Origin of the sequence: Nocardiopsis sp. RV163, from assembly GCF_001029525.1 — a bacterium.
Taxonomy (GTDB): Bacteria; Actinomycetota; Actinomycetes; order Streptosporangiales; family Streptosporangiaceae; genus Nocardiopsis; species Nocardiopsis dassonvillei.
Window position 1 is genome coordinate 13,824 of the sequence record NZ_LEKI01000053.1, and the last position, 18,977, is coordinate 32,800.

At 72.9% G+C, this 18,977-nt stretch carries 18 protein-coding genes and 3 pseudogenes; 10 read left to right on the forward strand and 11 right to left on the reverse strand.

From position 1 onward, the window contains the following. Positions 1-41 precede the first annotated feature (41 nt). Positions 42-2,052: pseudogene (gene pabB, locus ABD54_RS12005) on the reverse strand (aminodeoxychorismate synthase component I). Positions 2,053-2,204: 152 nt separating this feature from the next. Between pabB and ABD54_RS12010 the strand changes: the two are divergent. Then, positions 2,205-2,453, forward strand: coding sequence for a response regulator (locus ABD54_RS12010; protein ID WP_047869543.1), 249 nt, complete (start codon positions 2,205-2,207; stop codon positions 2,451-2,453). A gap of 4 nt (positions 2,454-2,457) precedes the next feature. Here ABD54_RS12010 and ABD54_RS12015 read toward each other — a convergent pair whose 3' ends face one another. After that, positions 2,458-3,885, reverse strand: a complete 1,428-nt coding sequence (locus ABD54_RS12015; RefSeq protein ID WP_047869544.1) for a sugar porter family MFS transporter — start codon at positions 3,883-3,885, stop codon at positions 2,458-2,460. A gap of 187 nt (positions 3,886-4,072) precedes the next feature. On the opposite strand from ABD54_RS12015, the gene ABD54_RS12020 reads away from it, so the two are divergent. Continuing rightward, positions 4,073-4,684 (forward strand): HAD family phosphatase, encoded by a 612-nt coding sequence (locus ABD54_RS12020; protein ID WP_047869545.1) that lies wholly within the window; start codon positions 4,073-4,075, stop codon positions 4,682-4,684. 46 nt (positions 4,685-4,730) lie between these two features. Here ABD54_RS12020 and ABD54_RS12025 read toward each other — a convergent pair whose 3' ends face one another. Beyond that, positions 4,731-5,237 carry a nuclear transport factor 2 family protein gene (locus tag ABD54_RS12025; RefSeq protein ID WP_047869546.1) on the reverse strand — a complete coding sequence of 169 codons (507 nt, stop codon included), beginning with the start codon at positions 5,235-5,237 and terminating at the stop codon, positions 4,731-4,733. An 81-nt stretch (positions 5,238-5,318) separates the two neighbouring features. After that, positions 5,319-6,182, reverse strand: coding sequence for an oxidoreductase (locus ABD54_RS12030; RefSeq protein ID WP_235432043.1), 864 nt, complete (start codon positions 6,180-6,182; stop codon positions 5,319-5,321). Positions 6,183-6,272: 90 nt separating this feature from the next. Here ABD54_RS12030 and ABD54_RS12035 point away from each other — a divergent pair, with 90 nt between their 5' ends. Together ABD54_RS12035 and bioB are read left to right on the forward strand one after the other, a co-directional pair. Then, positions 6,273-6,890 (forward strand): TetR/AcrR family transcriptional regulator, encoded by a 618-nt coding sequence (locus tag ABD54_RS12035; protein WP_047869548.1) that lies wholly within the window; start codon positions 6,273-6,275, stop codon positions 6,888-6,890. Between the two features lie 119 nt (positions 6,891-7,009). Further along, positions 7,010-8,071 (forward strand): biotin synthase BioB, encoded by a 1,062-nt coding sequence (bioB, locus tag ABD54_RS12040; RefSeq protein ID WP_047869549.1) that lies wholly within the window; start codon positions 7,010-7,012, stop codon positions 8,069-8,071. Positions 8,072-8,127: 56 nt separating this feature from the next. Here bioB and ABD54_RS12045 read toward each other — a convergent pair whose 3' ends face one another. Both ABD54_RS12045 and ABD54_RS12050 read right to left on the reverse strand, forming a co-directional pair. Then, positions 8,128-8,415, reverse strand: coding sequence for a YiaA/YiaB family inner membrane protein (locus ABD54_RS12045; RefSeq protein WP_047869550.1), 288 nt, complete (start codon positions 8,413-8,415; stop codon positions 8,128-8,130). Between the two features lie 111 nt (positions 8,416-8,526). Next, positions 8,527-9,645 (reverse strand): FAD-binding oxidoreductase, encoded by a 1,119-nt coding sequence (locus tag ABD54_RS12050; protein ID WP_047869561.1) that lies wholly within the window; start codon positions 9,643-9,645, stop codon positions 8,527-8,529. Between the two features lie 135 nt (positions 9,646-9,780). On the opposite strand from ABD54_RS12050, the gene ABD54_RS12055 reads away from it, so the two are divergent. The 3 genes from ABD54_RS12055 to ABD54_RS12065 all read left to right on the forward strand — a co-directional run bounded on the left by ABD54_RS12055 (position 9,781) and on the right by ABD54_RS12065 (position 12,130). After that, on the forward strand, positions 9,781-10,554 hold the full coding sequence (locus ABD54_RS12055; protein WP_047869562.1) for a dimethylarginine dimethylaminohydrolase family protein: 774 nt from the start codon (positions 9,781-9,783) through the stop codon (positions 10,552-10,554). Between the two features lie 125 nt (positions 10,555-10,679). Continuing rightward, positions 10,680-11,081 (forward strand): RidA family protein, encoded by a 402-nt coding sequence (locus tag ABD54_RS12060; protein WP_047869551.1) that lies wholly within the window; start codon positions 10,680-10,682, stop codon positions 11,079-11,081. Between the two features lie 92 nt (positions 11,082-11,173). Further along, positions 11,174-12,130 (forward strand): YafY family protein, encoded by a 957-nt coding sequence (locus tag ABD54_RS12065; protein WP_047869552.1) that lies wholly within the window; start codon positions 11,174-11,176, stop codon positions 12,128-12,130. Between the two features lie 5 nt (positions 12,131-12,135). On the opposite strand, the pseudogene ABD54_RS12070 reads toward ABD54_RS12065, so the two are convergent. Then, a pseudogene (locus ABD54_RS12070) lies at positions 12,136-12,716 on the reverse strand (Uma2 family endonuclease). Between the two features lie 137 nt (positions 12,717-12,853). On the opposite strand from ABD54_RS12070, the gene ABD54_RS12075 reads away from it, so the two are divergent. Continuing rightward, the gene (locus tag ABD54_RS12075; protein ID WP_082166786.1) at positions 12,854-13,771 is read left to right on the forward strand and encodes a GNAT family N-acetyltransferase; all 918 of its coding nucleotides are present in this window, start codon (positions 12,854-12,856) and stop codon (positions 13,769-13,771) included. Here ABD54_RS12075 and ABD54_RS12080 read toward each other — a convergent pair. Next, positions 13,749-14,765 (reverse strand): Gfo/Idh/MocA family protein, encoded by a 1,017-nt coding sequence (locus tag ABD54_RS12080; RefSeq protein WP_047869553.1) that lies wholly within the window; start codon positions 14,763-14,765, stop codon positions 13,749-13,751. The genes ABD54_RS12075 and ABD54_RS12080 overlap by 23 nt on opposite strands. Positions 14,766-14,893: 128 nt before the next feature. Between ABD54_RS12080 and ABD54_RS12085 the strand changes: the two genes are divergently transcribed. Then, entirely contained in the window at positions 14,894-15,310 is a 417-nt protein-coding gene (locus ABD54_RS12085) for a hypothetical protein (protein WP_047869554.1), read from the forward strand. On the opposite strand, the gene ABD54_RS12090 is transcribed toward ABD54_RS12085, so the two are convergent. Genes ABD54_RS12090 through ABD54_RS12100 form a run of 3 tightly spaced genes read right to left on the reverse strand, consistent with a single transcriptional unit; the run spans position 15,297 to position 18,335 of the window. Beyond that, the gene (locus tag ABD54_RS12090; RefSeq protein ID WP_047869555.1) at positions 15,297-16,268 is read right to left on the reverse strand and encodes a DUF4097 family beta strand repeat-containing protein; all 972 of its coding nucleotides are present in this window, start codon (positions 16,266-16,268) and stop codon (positions 15,297-15,299) included. The genes ABD54_RS12085 and ABD54_RS12090 overlap by 14 nt on opposite strands. 46 nt (positions 16,269-16,314) lie before the next feature. Beyond that, complete coding sequence (locus ABD54_RS12095) at positions 16,315-17,019, reverse strand: response regulator transcription factor (RefSeq protein WP_047869556.1); 705 nt, start codon at positions 17,017-17,019, stop codon at positions 16,315-16,317. Next, positions 17,016-18,335: a histidine kinase gene (locus tag ABD54_RS12100; RefSeq protein ID WP_047869557.1), complete on the reverse strand. Its 1,320-nt coding sequence runs from the start codon at positions 18,333-18,335 to the stop codon at positions 17,016-17,018. The genes ABD54_RS12095 and ABD54_RS12100 overlap by 4 nt, the downstream gene beginning before the upstream one ends. Before the next feature lie 192 nt (positions 18,336-18,527). Here ABD54_RS12100 and ABD54_RS12105 point away from each other — a divergent pair. Then, positions 18,528-18,977, forward strand: a pseudogene (locus tag ABD54_RS12105) (ferric iron reductase); the annotation flags it as partial.

Sequence of the window (18,977 nt, forward strand, 5' to 3'; positions counted from 1 at the left end):
CGGTCGCGGCAAGCGGTTTTTGCGACCCGGCCGGGGACGGGTCAGCGCGCGCGGGCGGGCACGTCGGCCTTGAGCAGCATCTCCTCGTACTCCTCCTCGGGGTCGGAGTCCAGCACGACCGCTCCGCCGGCGCCGATGGTCAGCTCGCCGCCGCTGAGCACGGCGGTGCGGATGACGATGCTGAGGTCGGCCGCGCCGGAGGAGGACAGGTAGCCCAGCGCGCCGGAGTAGATGCCGCGCGCGGAGGTCTCCAGGCGGTCGAGGATGCGCATGGTGCGCTCCTTGGGCGCGCCCGTCATCGACCCCCCGGGGAAGCAGGCGCGGACCGCGTCCACGGCCGACATCCGCGGGCGCAGCACCCCCCGTACGGTGGAGACCAGCTGGTGCACGGTGGCGTAGGACTCGGTGTACATGAACGCGGGCACCTCGACACTGCCGACCTCGCACACCCGCCCCAGGTCGTTGCGGAGCAGGTCGACGATCATGAGGTTCTCGGCGCGGGTCTTGGCGCCGGTGCGCAACTGCCGGGCCGCGCGCGCGTCTGCGGCCGGGTCGGTGTGGCGCGGCGCGGTGCCCTTGATGGGGCGGCTCTCGGCCGTGCGTTCGCCGTCCACGCGCAGGAAGCGCTCGGGCGAGGCGCTGAGCACGCTCGTGGCCCCCAGTCGCAGCAGGGCGGCGTAGGGCGCGGGGCTGGCGGCGCGCAGACGGCGGTAGGAGTCCAGGTCCTTCCCGCCGTGGGGCACCCGGACCCGGTTGGTCAGGCAGATCTCGTAGCTCTCCCCGGAGGTGAGCTCGGCCAGGCACTCCTTGACGTCGGCGACGTAGTCCTCGCGCGGGCGGCGGCGGCAGGTCGGCGAGGGCGGCCAGGGTCGCGTCGAGCCAGGCGTCGCCGCCGGGGAGGTCGTCGGCGCACACCGCGTAGGTCCGGTTCCGGTGGTGGTCTACGGCCACGAACCGGTCGCAGCGCAGCCACACCGCGTCGGGTTCGGAGGAGGTGTGGGCGCTGTCGCCGCCGCAGTCGGCCTTGAGCTCGTAGCCGAGGTAGCCGACGTAGCCTCCGGCGAAGTCGAAGGGCAGGCCGGAGGGCGAGGGCGGGGGGATCCGGCGGTCGAGGGCGTCGAAGACGCTGCCGGGCTCGCTGTGCTCGGTGCCGTCGGCGGCGCGCACGGTGACGGGTCCGCCGACGCGGTAGGTGAGCACCTCGCCGGTGGCGGCGCCGAGGAAGGAGAAGCGCGCGGGGCCCTCCGGGCGGGAGCTGTCCAGCCAGAACGCGTACTCTGCGTCGCCGTACAGGCGGGCGAAGGCGGCCTCGGTGTCCACGGCCAGGGGCAGTTCGCGCACGCGGACGGTCGGAGCCCCCGCGGCCGCGGGGGCGTCGGGGCGCTCTCCGGGCACCGCTGTCGGGGCCTTCCCGACCCGAGCGGCCGTGTCCCGTTCCGCGGGCGGGCCCGGGGGCGCGGCCGCCAGGGCGGTGTGCGGGCGGGCCAGGTCCAGGAAGTTCGCCACCAGCTCCGCGCCGTGCTCGCTGGCCACCGACTCGGGGTGGAACTGCACGCCCCAGCGGGGCAGCGTGCGGTGCTCCAGGCCCATGACCACGCCGTCCTCGGCCCAGGCGGTGGCCGACAGCGCCTCGGGCAGCGGCTCGGGGACGGCCAGGGAGTGGTAGCGCACGGCGGTGAGGCCCTGGGGCAGGCCCGCGAACAGGCCCGCGCCGGTGTGCCGGATCCGGGACAGGTGGCCGTGACGGGGCCGGGGGGCCGAGACCACGTCCGCCCCGGCCAGGTGGGCGATGGCCTGGTGGCCCAGGCACACCCCCAGGACGGGCAGCCGGGTGCGGGCCAGGAGTTCGGGGACGCGGCCCAGGTCGCGGGGGTTCTGGGGGCGCCCCGGTCCCGGTGAGACGACCACGGCGTCCACGCCCGCCGGGTCGAGCCGGTCCCAGCGGGGTTCGTCATGGGTGAGCACCGCCGGGATCCGGCCGAGGACGCGCGCCAGGAGCTGGAAGAGGTTGTACGTGTATGAGTCGTGGTTGTCCACGAGGAGGACGCGCATAACCACCCTTTTTGTCCGGATCGCGACAATCCAGATTACGGCGATCCGGACGGAGCGGTTGTCCACAGGTGCGGAGAACCCCTGGAGAAGCGTCCCCGACACGGGTACACAGGAAGGAGAGGAGCGTTTCTTCCGGGAGTGGGGAGCAGACGATGGCCTACATCATGGCCGCGGTCGTCATCATGGTGATGCTGGCGCTGGGCGTCTTCTTCGTCGTCACGGTGGCGTCCGTGGCGGGCGCGGCCCGTGCCGACCTCGGCCGACCGGGGCGTCGCCGGGCCTCCGCCGCGCCCGCGCCACAGGCCGTGGACGCGGCGGAGGAGGAACTGCGGCTCAGATACGCGCGCGGCCAGATCGACCGGGAGGAGTTCCTCCAGCGCAAGATCGACCTGGAGCGCTGAGCCCTCAGCCCCGCATCTCCTCCAGGGTCTTGCCCCGGGTCTCCTTCACGAACCTCAGCACGAAGAAGAACGACACCAGCGCGAAGAACGCGTACATCAGGTACGTGCCGCTCAGGCTCCAGTCGCGCAGGCTCGGGAAGCTCACGGTGATGAGCCAGTTGGTGAGCCACTGGGTCGCGGTGGCCACGCCCATCGCCGCCGCGCGGATGCGCAGCGGGAACATCTCCCCCAGCAGCACCCAAACGACCACGCCCCACGACAGCGCGAAGAAGAGCACGAACAGGCTGGCCGCGGTCAGCGCCACCGCGCCCCAGCCGAACGACAGCGTCACCTCCTCGCCCCGCACCACCGCGTGGCTGAAGGCGTAGGCGGCCAGCGCCAGCGCAACCGTCATCCCGGCCGAGCCCACCAGCAGCAGCGGCTTGCGGCCGACCCGGTCCACCAGCAGGATCGCCACGAACGTACCCACGATGTTCACGATGGAGGTGAACAGGCTCAGCAGCAGCGAGGCCGACTCCTCCACCCCCACCGACTGCCACAGCGAACTGGAGTAGTAGAAGATGACGTTGATCCCGACCAGCTGCTGGAACGCCGAGACGGCCATGCCGACCCACACGATGGGCAGCAGACCGTAGCGGCTGGTCAGGTCGCTCAGCCTGGGCCGGACCTCCGAGCCCAGCGCCTCACGGATCTCCCCGATGCGCTTGTCCACCCGCTCGGCTCCGCCTCCCTCCACGTCGGCCAGGATGCGGCGGGCGCGTTCGGTCTGCCCCACACGCACCAGGTAGCGGGGCGACTCGGGGATGAGCACGCTCAGCCCCAGGTAGACCAGGGCGGGCAGGACCTCGACGCCCAGCATCCACTGCCAGGCCTGGACCGGTCCCAGCATGCCGCTCGCGGTGCCGTCGGCGATCTGGGCGATGCCGTAGTTGACCAGTTGCGAGGCGGCGATGCCCAGCACGATGGCCAACTGCTGCAAAGACGCCAGGCGGCCGCGGTAGGCCGCGGGCGACACCTCGGCGATGTAGGTCGGGGCGATCACCGAGGCCAGGCCGATGGCGACACCGCCCAGGATCCGCCAGGTGGTCAGGTCCCACACGTTGAACGGCAGCGCCGAACCGATGGCGCTGACCGCGAACAGCACACCGGCGATCTGCATGGTGCGGATGCGGCCGAGGCGGTCGGCCAGGGCGCCCGCGACCGCGGCGCCCACCACGCAGCCCAGGAGCGCGGCGGCGACCGTGAAGCCCAGCGTGGCCGGTCCCACTCCGAAGTACTCCTGGATGGCGGGTACCGCTCCGTTGATGACGGCGCTGTCGTAGCCGAAGAGGAATCCTCCCATCGCCGCGGCCGCGGCGATCATCGTCACGTGGACGATGTTGCCCTCCCCCGCCGGAACCGACTCGTCCCCGGCCTGTCTGGCTCCGCTCACGTCTGGTGTCCCTTCCACGTCGCACAGTGCTCGTCCGTCCCCAGAGTGGACACGCCGGGAAGCCGAGGGTCACGGACAAAACGCCCAAGGGCCAAAAGATGTCCATCGTTTGGCCCGCGACGTGTATCGCCCGACCGCGTACGATCTGGACGGGTTCCCGACGGTGCCGTGAGGAAGGTGTGTCCTGTTGACCGTGCTCTTCGACCTGTTCGGCGTCTTGGCCCGCCACCAGTCCGAGGAGGGCGGGGACCGGCTGGTCCGGGTCGCGGGTGCGCCCGCCCCGGCCTTCTGGGAGGCGTACTGGGCACGGCGCCAGCCCTACGACCGCGCTGACGTGAGCGCCGCCGAGTACTGGCGCGGCGTGGGCCAGGACCTGGGCGCGCGCTTCGACGGAGAGCGGATCGCCGCGCTCGTCGAGGCCGACGTCGCCAGTTGGAGCGCCGTGGACGAGACCATGGTCGCCCTGGTCGGGGAGCTCGCGGCCTCCGGTCGGCGGATCGGGCTGCTGTCCAACATCCCCGAGGAGCTGGCCGCCCACTACGAGGCGCGACACCCCTGGCTCGACCGCTTCCACGTGCGCGCCTTCTCCTGCCGCATCCGCCGCGCCAAGCCCGAACCGGACGCCTACCGGTGGTGCCAGGAGGCCCTGGACGTGGAGCCCGGGCGGATCCTCTTCGTCGACGACCGCGAGGAGAACGTCCGGGCCGCCGAGGCACTGGGCATGGGCGGCCACGTGTTCACCGCCGCCGACGGGTTCCGCGAGGTCCTCGCCCGCTGGGGGGACGCCCCCGCGGACTGAGCTCCGTCCGCCGCGCGGTCCGGGGGCCCGCCCGGGCGGCGCCGCCTCAAGCGGCGTCCTCTCCGGCGAGGGCGGACTGGAAGACGCCGAAGTTCCCGGTCATCCACAGGGGCGTCAGCTTCACGCCGGCGATGCGCCAACCGCTCGGGGTCCGGATGAACCGGTTCGTGTAGTACCCGTACACGGTCTGGTCGCTGTCGCCCAGGCTGTTGGGCAGGTGATGGCTCGCCCGCACGTAGGCCACGCACGTGGCGTGATCGTCCCCGTCGAAGGTGACCACGTGATTCGTGATCATGTGCTGCGTCGCCTTGAAGGACTCCATCCGCGGCGCGGTACCCGCGACCCACGCGTCGGCGGTGAGGCGCACGGCGGGTTGGCCGAAGCCCTCGCTGAAGTCCGCCTCGACCTCGTCGGTGAAGCAGCTGCGGAACAGCTCCCAGCCACGGGAGTCGGTTCCGGTGGCGTAGCGGGTCTGGACCTCGCTGATCTCGGCCCGGTCCAGCAGGCGCCTGAGTTCGGCGTCGCGGGGCCGAGTGTCGTGTGTTCGCGTCAACGGACGTTCCTTTCCGGGGTGCGCCGGTGCCGACGGCGGCGGAGTCGGTGAACGGTCGGGCTCATGGCGCCGCGGGGGGTGTCAGGCGGCGCGGGGCGTCCTCAGCGGAAAGACCACTCCGGTGAGTTCCTCGGAGACCTCCCACAGTCGGCGCGCCGCGTCGGCGTCAGTCGCCTTCGCGGCGCGTGTGACCAGCTTGGGTGCGCCCCGGAGCCCCATCAGGTGCCGGGGACCGGCGTAGCTGTCACCGGGAACGTCCGCAGTGGCGGCGTAGAGCGTGGGCAGGGCGCCGAGTTCCGCGCTCTGCGTGACCAGGCCGATCACCGCCTGGCTCGCCCGCAGCCACGGGCCGCGCCCTTCGGTCCTCATCAGGTTCGTGGCCGAGATCCCGGGATGGGCGGCCGTCGACATCACCGGGGAACCGGCCTCGTCGAGGCGCCGCTGGAGTTCCGAGGCGAACAGGAGGTTGGCGAGTTTGGACTGGCCGTAGGCGGGATAGGCCCGGTAGGGCTTCCGTTCCCAGTTGGGGTCGGCGAAGTCGATCGAGCCGATCAGGTGCGCGAGCGAGGCCACCGTGACGACCCTCCCCCGGATCCGCGGCAGCAGCAGGTTAGTGAGCGCGAAGTGGCCGAGGTGGTTGGTCCCGAACTGCGACTCGAAGCCGTCGACGGTGCGGGCCAGCGGCGGGAGCGACAGACCGGCGTTGTTGACGAGCAGGTCGACGGGCTCGGTGAGCGAACGCGCGAACGCGCGGACCGAGGACAGGTCGGCGAGGTCGAGCTCGCCGACCTCGACGTCGCCGGTCATGGTCGCGGCGGCGGCGCGGCCCTTGGCGGGGTCGCGGACGGCGAGCAGGACCCGGGCGCCCCGTTCGGCGAGGACGCGCGCGGTGACGCGTCCGATCCCGCTGTTCGCGCCGGTGACGACGACGGTGCGGCCGGTCATGGAAGGGACGTCTTGGGCGGAGAACGCTGCCATAACCCCCGAATGTAGTCAGTGAAAACAATGATGTCAATGCAAACATCACGTGTTAGGATGGCGGACGTGAACCAACCCGCCGGGCAGCGCCCCTACCACCACGGAAACCTCCGCAGCGCGATCCTCGACGCGGCCGCGCGCCAACTGCGCGAGCACGGAGCGGACCAGCTCTCACTCCGGGATCTGGCCAGGGAGGTCGGCGTGAGCCACGCCGCGCCGCGGCGGCACTTCACTGACCGTCAGGCACTCCTCGACGCCCTGGCCGAGGCGGGGTTCGTCCGCCTGGGCGACGCGCTGCGCACCGCGCTGGCGGAGGCCGGGGACGTGTTCGACGTGCGTGTGCACGGAGCCGTGCTGGCCTTCGCCCGTTTCGCCACCGAGAACGCCGCGCTGCTCGAACTGATGAACTCCGGCAAGCACCGGCCGGGAGCGACACGGCTCGTCGAGGCGGCCGAGGCCGCCTTCGGTCAGGTGGGCGAGCTGATCGAGGAGGGACAGGAACGCGGCGCGCTCGAACACGGCGACCCCGAGCGCATCGGGATCATCCTGTACGCGACCGCGCAGGGCATAGCGACGATGGTCAACGGCGGCATGATCGACGCGGACAGGCTCGACGGGCTGGTCGAGACCGCGGTCGAGCAGTTCCTGCGGGGCGCCCGCCCCCACGGACGGTAGCCGCGCCCGGCCCCGTCCGGGACGCGGCGACAAACAGCCGCCCCGCACAAGACTTCCGCCGCGTTTTTGGCTGGTTCGGCGACTGTGCCGCCCGCGTCCGGGGAGCCAGGATCGTCCCCGTGACCGCATTCCTTCCCCTGGCCGAGAAGGCCCTTCGCCGCGAGAAGCCCAGCCGCGCCGAACTCCTCGGGGTTCTGAGCAGCTCCGACGACGACCTGATGGATCTGGTCGCCGCGGCGTTCCGCGTACGACAGCGCTACTTCGAGCGCCGCGTCAAGCTCAACTACCTCGTGAACGTCAAGAGCGGGCTCTGCCCGGAGGACTGCTCCTACTGCTCCCAGCGCCTGGGCTCCGAGGCCGGGATCGTCAGGTACACCTGGCTCAAGCCCGACCAGACCCGCGAGGCCGTCTCCCACGGGGTGAGGGCGGGCGCCAGCCGGGTCTGCCTGGTGGCCAGCGGGCGCGGACCCACCGACCGCGACGTGGAGCGGCTGGCCCCCGCCATCGAGGGCGTCAAGAGCGAGCACCCCGGCGTGGAGGTGTGCGCCTGCCTGGGCCTGCTCTCCGAGGGCCAGGCCGACCGGTTGCGCCGGGCCGGGGCCGACGCCTACAACCACAACCTCAACACCTCGGAGGAGCGCTACGCCGACATCTGCACCACCCACGAGTTCGCGGACCGGGTGGAGACCGTGACAAGGGCCAAGCACGCGGGCCTGTCCCCCTGTTCCGGACTGATCGCGGGGATGCGGGAGAGCGACGACGACCTGGTCGACGCGCTGTTCGCGCTGCGCGAGCTGCAACCGGACTCGGTGCCTGTCAACTTCCTCATGCCCTTCGAGGGCACCCCGCTGGAGGGCACCTGGGAGCTGACCCCGCAGCGCTGCCTGCGCGTCCTGGCCGCCGCCCGGTTCGTCTTCCCCGACGTGGAGGTGCGCCTGGCGGGCGGCCGCGAGATCCACCTGCGCTCCCTCCAGCCGCTCGCGCTGCACATCGCCAACTCGGTGTTCCTGGGCGACTACCTCACCAGCGAGGGCCAGGCGGGCCGGGCCGACCTGGAGATGATCGAGGACGCCGGTTTCACCGTGCAGGGCGCGGGCGAGCCCACCCTGCCCAGGGATCGCCACGACCTGCTCAGGCCGCGCCGGAGGGGCGCCGGAACCGCTCTTCCGCCCAACGCCTGACACCGGCGCGGCCCGGGGCGCGGCGCGCTCCGTCCCCGCGCGCCGCGCCGACCCGCTCAGGAGCGCGGGACGGGCTGTTCTCCGTTCCAGATGGGGATCTGCTGGTAGTTCTGGGCCGCCTCGGCGGCCAGCGCGTCCTCCTGCCGGTCGCGCACGCACTTGGCCAGGGTGAACGTGGACGTGATCACGTAGAGCAGACCCAGGCCGAGGAAGGCCCGGATCCACAGGTCGACGGGGAGGTAGATGATCCCCGCGCCGACTCCGACCGAAGCCGCGCCGAAGGACAGGGCGGACTGGAGGAAGAACTGCGGGGAGGACCGGGGCTGGGGGGTGTAGGGGTTCATGCGTCCATGCTGTCGGTTCCCCCGCCCGCGCGCCTGAGTACCGCTACTCAACTCCGCGCCGGGCCCTCCCCCGGGCCCGGCGGGTCGGGGCCGCTGCCCGCGCGGACGGGGTCAGGCGGGGGCCACTGGCCGGTCGGGCCGGAAGGGGGACAGGTCCACCCCGGGGTCCTCCCCCATTGCCACTCGGGCCGCGACCAGCCCCTGGAAGGGTCCGAACGTCAGCCCCTCGCCGCCCAGCCCGGTCGCCACCACCACACCGGGCACCCGCTCCACGGGCCCCAGAAGCTGCCGCCCGTCGTGCGTGCACGGCCGCAGGCCCACCCGCGTCTCCACCACCGTGGCGTCCGCCAGGCCGGGCAGCGCCTCGACCGCGGTGGAGAGGTTGTGCAGCAGACCCGACGCCGTCACCCGCCGGTCGAACCCGGCCTCCGGTTCCCAGGTGCCGCCGGTGACCACCCGGTCGGGGCCGAAGGCCGACACGAAGTACCCGCGCTCGCCGAACCGCACCACCGGCCAGGCGCGGGTGTCGCGCCCCGGCAGCGCGAAGTGCGTCACCTGCCCGCGCACCGGGTGCACGGGCAGGTCCACACCGGTGGGCGTCAGCAACCCGGCCGACCACGCGCCCGCGGCCACCACGACCACGGGCGCCTCCAGGGCCTCACCGCCCACACGCACACCGCTCACCCGTCGGCCGTCCCACAGCAGGCGGCACTCCCCCTTGAAGTAGCGCAGTCCCCGCTCCTCGGCGGCGTTGAACAGGGCGGCCCGTGCCGTCGCCCCGTTCAGCCGGGCCATGCCCTCCACGAACACCCCGCCGTAGGGTTCGGGCAGCAGCGGGAACCGCTCACGCGGCTCACCCGGGGTCAGGCGCTCCACCGCGCCCATCGTCGCGAACTCCGGGCGCTCGGACAGGTTGCGCAGCAGGTCGAACCCGGCGTCGTCGCCCTCACGGTCCACGGACAGGCCCCCGACCACCTCGTAACCGGTGGCCTGGCCGTCCTCGGCCAGCTCGGCCATCAGCTTCGGGTAGTGCTCGGCCGCGCGGGCCTTGAAGTCCCACACCGGCGCCTCGTCCCAAGGCAGCGGCCAAGGGAAGACCACCCCCAGCCCGGCGGCCGTGGCCCGCCCGGGGTGCGAGGCGTCCACCAGCGCGGTGGACACGCCCTTCCTGGCCAGGTGGAACGCCGCGCTCGTCCCCACGATCCCGCCGCCGACAATGATCACGTCCATGGCCACCAGCCTGCCCCCGCACGCACCGGCGAACAAGCCGAAGGACCCGCGTGCCGCGTCCGGGAAACGGGTACGGGTGCGCGATAGGTTGTGCTCTTCCCGAACCCCGGCGCCGCACCCCTGGAGGACGTGTACGTGGACGGATACACCTACTACGGGGTCGCCCTGATGCGCCGCCCCGGCCCCGACCTGGCACGGGGAGCCGCCCCCCGCACGGAGGTGGACCCGGTCCTGGCCGCGCGCCAGTACACGATCTACCAGGAGGCCGTCGCCTCGGCCGGGTGGCGGGTGTGCGAGGTCGAACCGGCGCCCGAGCACCCCGACGCGGTGTTCGTGGAGGACACCGTGGTGGTGTGCGAGGACCTGGCGGTCCTGACCCGCCCCGGCGAGCGGGAGCGCCGCGGCGAGGTGGAGGGCGTCGAGGCCTCCGTGCGCAGGCTCGGCCTGCGCACGGCGCGCGTCGAGGCGCCCGGAACCCTGGACGGCGGTGACGTGCTCCAGGTGGGCTCGACCGTCTACGTGGGCGTGGGCGGTCGCACCGACGCCGAGGGCGCCGCCCAGCTCGAACAGCTGCTCAAGCCGCTGGGCCGGGAGGTCGTGCGCGTGGGCCTGGGCGCGGCACCGCACCTGAAGTCGGCGGTGACCGCGCTGCCCGACGGCACGCTCGTGGGCCTGCCCGAGCTGGTGGAGGCCGACGCGCTGCCTCCCGTGCGCCGGGCGGCCGAGGAGCGGGGCGCGCACGTGCTGCCCCTGGGCGGGCGCGACGTGCTGGTCAGCGCCGCCGCGCACGAGACGATCCACCGGCTGAGCGCCGACCGGTGGCGGGTGCTGCCGGTGGACATCTCCGAGTTTGAGAAGCTGGGGGCGTGCGTGACCTCTTTGAGCGTCCTGGTCCCCGACCGGGCCTGAAAGGTCGGCGGCCCGCCTCTCCCGCGGGGAGGAGGGTCCTCTGCCGTGGGCAGAACCGGAACCCCCGGCCCCCGCGCGGTCGTTGACGGGGGTGCCGGAGACCCACAGAAACCCCCGGGAGAACGATGAGCGCCGTCCGACTGATCCGCAGCCAGACCCTGACCGGGGCCGTGGACTACGCCTACGCCGCCGCGGTCCGGGCGCCCGCGCGCGTGGTGTGGACCGCGGGCGCCTGCCCGCTCGACCAGGACGGCCGCACCGTCGCGGTCGGCGACTACGCGGGCCAGGCCGAGCAGGTCATGCGCAACCTGCGCACCGCCCTGAACGACGCGGGCGCCGACCTGTCCGACGTCGTCAAGACCACGGTCTACGTCGCCTCCGACCGCCAGGAGGACCTGGTGGCGGCCTGGGATGTGGTGCGCGCGCACATGGGCGGGCACGACGCGCCCAGCACCCTGCTCGGGGTGGCCGTGCTCGGTTACGACGACCAGTTGGTCGAGGTGGAGGCGGTCGCCGTGACCGGCTGAGGCACCCCTCCCCGGCCCGGGCGTCCCGCCCGACCGGCCTGCGCCAGGAGTGGAGGACCGAAAGCGTCCTCCGCTCCTGGCACACTGCCGACATGAGAGCGACCTCCGCGCGCCTGCTGCGCCTGCTGTCCCTGCTCCAGACCCGCAAGGACTGGCCGGGCGGCGAACTCGCCGACCGCCTCCAGGTGAGTCCGCGCACCGTCCGCCGCGACGTGGACCGCCTCCGCGAGCTGGGCTACCCCATCCAGGCCACCATGGGTACCGGGGGCGGTTACCAGCTCGGAGCGGGCGCCGCCCTGCCGCCCCTGCTGCTGGACGACGACGAGGCCGTGGCGGTCGCGGTCGGGCTGCGCACCGCCGCCCAGGGCGGGGTGTCGGGGATCGAGGAGACCTCGGTGCGCGCCCTGGCCAAGCTCTTGCAGGTGCTGCCCTCGCGGCTGCGGCGCCGGGTGGACGCCCTGGGCGCCTTCACCGTCCCCATGCCCTCCGACGGGCCCACGGTGGACGCCGACGTGCTCGCGCTGGTGGCCGCCGCCTGCCGGGACAGCGAACGGCTGCGCTTCGACTACGAGCGCCACGACGGCAGCGCCTCGCGCCGGGTGGTGGAGCCCCACCGGCTGGTCTCGCGCGGGCGGCGCTGGTACCTGGTGGCCTGGGACACCGAACGCGACGACTGGCGCACCTTCCGGGTGGACCGGATGCGCCCGCTCACGCCGACCGGACCGCGGGTGCCCCCGCGCGACCCGCCCGAGCAGGGGGTCGCCGCCTACCTGCGGGAACGCATCGACGTGCACATGTGGCCCGTGCAGGCGCGGATCAGGTTGTTCGTCCCGGCGGAGGAGGCCGAGCGCACGGCGGCGGGCTTCGGGCGGATCGAGCCGGTGGACGAGCGCTCGTGCGTTCTGGTGTGCTCCGGGGACTCGCTGCTCCACATGGCCTGCTACCTGGGCATGCTCGACGTGGAGATGGAGGTGGAGGAGCCCGCCGAACTGCGCGGGCACATGTCGCGCCTGTCGGAGAGGTTCGGCCGCGCGGCGGCCTCGGGCTGAGGACCTCAGATGCGCCGCCGCACCTCGCCGAGATCGATGTCAATGGGGTAGGGCTGTTCGACCTTCAAGCGCCCGTGGTGGATTCCCATCGGGACGTAGCACGTCTTCACTTGATCCAGCTCATAGACGTAGACAACAGGATTGCCGTCATTGTCCTCAACGCGCCAGAAGTGAGGAATGCCCGCTTCTGCGTACAGAAGGGGCTTTCGCTTTCGGTCACGTACCGCTGATTCGGGCGAAACCACCTCGACAACGAGCAACACAGACTCTGGTGTGTAACCTGTCTGGTCCTTGCCAGTGGAACTCTCGGCTTCGACAACCATGAGATCCGGCTCCGGCCTTTGCCTGGGTGCCAGAGTCAGGGAGATCTCGCGGCGCACGCGGTACCTGGACGGAGTCGAGGAGTACAGGCCAGCCACGAGCACACCCAGCAATGCGCTGTGGAACACCTTCTGGGGGCTAACGAGAACTAGGCTTCCGTCGATCAGTTCTGTATGGGGGGCAGATCAGGTATGGAGTCCAGGTCCTCGGCTCTGAAGCCTCTGTCCGGGGGGATGAGCCAGTCCGGTACCGGTTGTGCGCACATACCCGCCTACCCCTCGTGGGACAACACCTGTGTGGCAATCGTAGCCCGACCCCCTCCCGTTCGAGCGGAGTTCGCCCGAACGCACGCCAAAACCACTACTTTAGGGAGTCGTTTCTTTCCGGAGAGTAGTGAAAGTAGTGGTGCAGGTGACCGTCCACGACCACGGACCCGAACTGCGCGACCTGAGCGCGCCGCCCACCGTCCGGGACCTGTGCCCCGGCTACCGCCTCGCCCGCTGGGACTCCCCCGCGACCCTGGCCCCGCCCTGCCGGGAACGCCTGCACCGCGTCCTGCGCGACCTGGCCGCGCGGGCCTTCGGCGCCGACCACTCGTCCTACTGGCGCGCCCGGATCGACGCGGGCTTCTTCGACCAGGTCTCCTCCCTGGCGCTGGTCCTGGGCCCCGACGGCTCCCCCGTCGGCTGGGGCGGCTACCACCGCCGCCGTTTCGCCTCCCGGCGCGCCGTGTACCTGGACGCGGCGGGCGTGGTCCCCGCCCACCGCCGCTCGGGCCTGTCCGCGGCCCTGATGATCCACTTCCTGACCCGCGAGGTCCTGGCCCACCCGCTGCGGACCACCTACGTCGTCCTGCGCACCCGCCACCCGGCCGTCTACGCCGCGTGGCGGCAGAGCCTGGGCGACGCGCGCGTCTTCCCCAACGAACTCCGGCCCCTCCCCGCTCGGGTCCGGCGCGTCGCTGGCGAGGCCGCCGAGTGGCTTGGCGACGGGCCCAACCTGGACCCCGACACACTGCTGATCCACGACGCCTACCGTGTGTTCGACGGCCGGATCTACGGCACCCGGCCCCGCAGCGGCCACCTCGCGCTCGACGACTACTTCGCCCACGAGGTCGGCCCCCGCGACGCCCTGCTGATGGTGGTCCGTATGAGCGTGCCCGCCCTGGCGCGGGCCGCCGCCACACGCCTGCTGTACGCGCGGCGGCGCCCGCAGGAGGCCGGGGACCCCACCGCGGGCGCCGGGGAGCCCGAGCGTGGGACCGCTCCCAGGAAGGAGAGGCAGGGAGCGGCCGGGATCACGCCAGGGGCACGGCCTTGACCGTGGCCGGGCTGTAGACCAGGCCGCCCACGTCGCGGATCTGGTCCATGATCCGGGCCAGGCGCAGGCTCTCGGCCCAGGGCATGTCGGGGCTCTCCAGCTCACCGGCGGCCACGCACCGCGCGACCTCCTCGGCCTCGTACTCGTAGCCGTTGGCGCGGAAGGGCCGGGAGAAGGCCTCCGGCTCGTGGCCGTCGCGGTGCAGCACCACGTCGGTGGCCATCCAGAAGTTCGGGATCTCCAGCCTGCCCTTCGTCCCGGCCAGCACCCCCCGGTTGGGCAGCGTGGTCCGCGAGGCGCACGACAGCGAGCCGGTGCCCCCGTTCTCGCCGCGCACGAGCACGGTGGTGGCGGTGTCCACCATCCGGTCGGGCGACAGGTGGCGGGTGGCTCCCACCACGGTCAGCTCGCCCAGGTGCTGGGAGGCGAAGGCCAGCGGGTACACGCCCAGGTCGAGCAGGGCGCCTCCGCCCAGGTCGGCGTTGAAGAGGCGGTGGTCGGGGTCGTAGGGGGCGTTGAAGCCGAACTCGGCCGAGAGCCAGCGCACCTCGCCGATCGCGCCGTCCTCCACCAGGTCGCGGATCAGGCGGGAGGCCGGCAGGTAGCGCGTCCACATCGCCTCCATCAGGAAGAGGCCGCCCTCGCGGGCCGCCTCGGCCATCTGCGAGACCTGGAGGGCGTTCATCGCCATGGGCTTCTCGACCAGGACGTGTTTTCCCGCCCTGAGGCAGGTCAGGGTGTTGGGGTGGTGCCAGGGGTGGGGGGTGGCCACGTACACGGCGTCCACGTCCGGGCTCTGGGCCAGGTCCTCGTAGCTGCCGTGGCGTTCGGGAACGTCCCAGGCCCGGCCGAACTCCTCGGCGCGCTCGGGGGTGCGCGAGCCGACCGCGGTGAGCCGGGCGGTGGGGGTGGCCCCGAGCGCCTCGGCGAAGGAGTGGGCGATGCCGCCGGTCCCGAGCACGCCCCAGCGCAGTACGCCGTTTTCATCTGTCATGGGGGCATCCTAAAAAACGGGGCCTCGCCGGGGTGCGGGCGGGGAAGGTGCTCGGTTTCCGCGGCCGCGGACCGTACGGTGGCCAGGAGACGGGCGAGGGCGCCCGCAGGCCACGAACGGAGGGGGATATGTCGGACAACCCAGGCACTCTGGCCCAGCGGCTCGGGGTGCGCCCCGGCGACCGGCTGCTCGTCCTCAACGCCCCCGAGCGCTACCTGCGGCTGCTGGAACCGCCCCCCGACATCCACATCGACCTGGGCCCCATCGAGGGCGCCGACTACGACGACGTGCACCTGTTCGCCCTGGACCGGGGCACCGTGGGCCGCGAGGCTCCCCGCGTCCTGGACGCGGTGGGGCCGGACACCCGTCTGTGGGCGTGCTACCCCCGTCGCGGCGGCACCATCATCACCGACCTGGCCGCGGACCGGGGCTGGGGTCCGCTCCTGGACTCGGGGTGGCGCGGTACCGCCCAGGTGCCGATCGACTCGGACTGGGCGGCACTGCGCTTCGAGCGCGCCGAAGCGGGCCGGTCTAACCCGACGTGACGCTGAGTGCGCCGCTGACGGTGTCGGCCTGGATGCGGGCCTCCGCGTCCGGGGAGGTGTCCACGTCCACGCGGCGCTCCCCGGAGGCGGACTCCCCGGTGACCTCGTAGACGCCCTCGGGCACCCGCACGTCGACCCCGCCGCTGACGCTCTCCAGGCTCAGCAGGTCGAAGGCCTCGTCGGTGGCGACCCCGATGCCCCCGGAGACCGTGGAGATCTGGGCCTCGGTGAAGCCGCCGCCCACCCGGACGCCGCCGCTGGTGGACTCGGCCACGACCGTGCGCGCGTCGAACCCGGACGCGTCCACGTCACCGGAGGTGCTCGCGGCCTGAAGGTGCTCCCCCGACCCCTCGGCGATGATCCGGCCGCTGGCGGTCTCGGCGACCACGGAGCCCTCCACCCCGCTCACGTCGATCGTGCCGCTGACGGACTCCGCGGTGACGTCGCCGCTGTTGCCGTCCACCCGCACGCCGCCGCTGAGGCTGCCCAGTTCCAGATCACCGTCGACGTTCTCCACGCTGATCCGGCCGCCGACCGTCTCCACGGTGACCGCGGTCCCCGCCGGGACCGCGACCTCGTAGTCGATCCGACAACCGTCGAAGAAGGGCACGCCCAGGCACTCGGCCTCCACCTGGAGGGCGCCGTCGTCCTCCTCGATGTCCTCCTCCGGTTCGGTGAGGGGGGTGCCGCGCAGGGTGCGGTCCACCTGTACCCGCTCGGCGCCGCCGGTGAGGACGACGTCGCCGCCGGTGCCGTTCTCGATCTCCAGGGCCCGGGGCGCGTCGTAGGCGTCGCTTCGGGTGCCGCGGTCCACGCCCACGTTGCCCAGGACCGAGAAGGCGGTCGCCACCACCACGCCCAGCACCAGCACCGCGCCCAGGAGCAGCCACGGACCCAGGCGGAACCCGCGAGGCTCCTTGCTCGACGATGCGTACAGGCCCCGTGCCTTGAATGTCACTTTTCTTCCTTCCTCGTCGGGCTCGCGCCCCCTCTGGTGTCCGCGGTCAGTCCCGGTCCGCGCCGCGCAGGTAGCGCAGCACGGCCTGCACCCTGCGGTGGTCGTGGTCGTCGTGGCCCAGGTCCAGCTTGGTGAAGATCGAGCGGATGTGCTTCTCCACGGCGCGTTCGGTGACGGTCAGCCGCGAGGCCACGCCCGCGTTGTTCAGCCCCTGCGCCATGAGCTCCAGCACCTCGGTCTCACGCGGGGTGAGCCGGGCCAGGGCGTTGTCCCGCCGACGGCTGAGCAGTTGCGAGACCACCTCCGGGTCGATGGCGGCGCCTCCCCCGGCGACGCGGCGCAGCACCGACAGGAACTCGTCTATGTCGGCGACCCGGTCCTTGAGCAGGTAGCCGACCCTGCTGGCCCCGCTGCCGAGCAGGTCGGCGGCGTAGCGGCTGACCACGTGCTGGGACAGCAGCAGCACCGCCACCTCCGGGTACTTCCGGCGGATGGCGATACCCGCCTGGATGCCCTCCTCGGAGTAGGTGGGCGGCATCCGGATGTCGACCAGGCACAGGTCCACGTCGGGGTGCTCCTCCACCGCCCGCATCAGCGCGTCGGCGTCGCCGACCTGCGCGACGATCTCCACCCCCGCGTCCTCCAGCAGGCGGGCCATCCCGCTGCGCAGCAGCACCGAGTCCTCGGCGATGACCACCCTGGGCCCCCTCTCCGCGGGCTGGACGGGGTTCGCACCGGTGTACACGGTCATGCCTCCCAAGGGATGTCGGCGGTCAGGACGGTGCCCTCACCGGCCGGGCTGTGGACGGTCAGGACGCCGTCGACCGCGTCCACGCGGTCCCACAGGCCGTTCAGGCCCGTGCCCGCCCGCGGAGCGGCCCCTCCGGAGCCGTCGTCGGTGACGGTGAGCCGCAGCAGGTCGCCGCCGTCGCGGGCGGGGCGCGGCACCCGCTCCGCGGCCACGGTGACCCCGGTGGCGCCGGAGTGCTTGGCGACGTTGTTCAGCGCCTCGCAGGCCACGTAGTAGGCCACTCCCTCGGCGCGCGGGGAGGGGCGTTCCCCCAAATCGACGTCCACCCGCACGGGGACCGGGGCGCGTCCGGCGGCCACGGGCAGGGCCGAGCCCAGTCCGTGGTCGGTGAGGACCCGGGGGTGGAGTCCGCGCGCCACCTGGCGCAGCTCGTCCATGACCTCCCGGGACTCGCGCTGGGCCTCGGTGATCAGCTCCAGGGCCGTTTCGGGGTCGGTGGCCACGCGCGAGCGCGCCCGGGTCAGGGTCATGGTCAGGGCGAGCAGGCGCTGCTGGGCGCCGTCGTGCAGGTCGCGTTCGATGCGGCGGCGCTCGGCCTCGGCGGCGTCGACCATGCGCAGGCGGCTGTCCTGGACGTGGAGCAGGCGGCGGCGGATGCGCACCTCGGGCGCCTCGAACAGCAGCCTGCGGTGCAGCAGGACCTCGGTGGCGACCATGTAGGGGGCCAGGCGCAGGCCCACGAGGGCGCACAGCGGCCCGAACACGACCAGGACCAGGGGGCCGACCAGGTCGCCGGGAGAGCCCATCACCAGCACGAACACGATCCCCATCAGGGCGCCCACGACCGACGCCCCGCCGCACACCACCAGCGCCACCACCACGCCCCCGGCCAGAAGGCCGTGGAGCCCGGCGACGGTGCTGTAGACGACCGCCGACCACGCGTCGCGGCCGAACACGAACCGCCAGGTGCGCACGAGCGGCTTGTCATGGGCCAGGGGGTCGGGCGGGCCGGTCTCCACGATCCCGAACACGTTGTCCAGCCGGTTGCGCTGGACCCGGCAGGACAGGCGGGCCAGCAGGGTCGCCAGGGCCGGGAGGCCGACCAGGAAGGCGAGCGAGTCCGCGAGCAGCCGGTCGGGGACGAGCCGGGACACCTCGGGCAGCCAGGGGCCGGAGACCGCGAAGCCGACCCAGGTGGCCGAGACCACCAGCATGAACGCGGGCACCAGGTAGCACAGGGCCAGGGCCAGTGAGGTCATCAGGTGCAGGACCTCGACCACGCGCACGCGCCAGCCGGCCCCGTAGGCTTCGGCCACGCGGGGCAGGGCGGAGAGCGCGGTGAGGAACCCTCCTCCCCCGCCGTTCCTGGCTCTGGTGCGCGTGTTCTGACCGGTCACGCGACCAATCTAGGTTCGGCGGCCCGGGGGCACGAACCCAGCAGCACGTGGAGTGCCGGTGGTGCTGGCACCACTCGGGCGTTTCCGGGCACGGGGAAGGACGGGTGCGGGATGGACGGGGCGGGGACGAGGGCGGTGCGGCCGGTCCTGGCGGAGGTCGGCCGCGTCAACACGCTGTTCGCCGTGGAGGCGGCCCCTCCCGGACCGGGGTGGCTGCCGCTGGGAGGCGGCGGGGCTCTGGAGTCCCGCGTCCTCGCGGCCGAGGTGGAGCGGACGCGGAACCGCCTGGCGGAGCTGGCGGGGTGTGCGGGGGCGGTGGTGGAGTGGCGGGTGGCGGCGTCGGTGTTCCAGCAGGGGCTGGCGACGCGGCTGCTGTCGCCGGTGCTGTCGGCCGGACTGTGCCACGGGGCGCTGGTGGACGCGGCGCGGTTCCACTGGGACCCGCACCGGGAGGGGCCGGTGGTGCTGCGCACCTCGCAGGAGGAGGCCGCGGCGGTGACCGGGGGGACGGCGGAACTGGCCGACTGGGTCGAGCGCACCGTGGTCCTCGGCGTCCTGGCC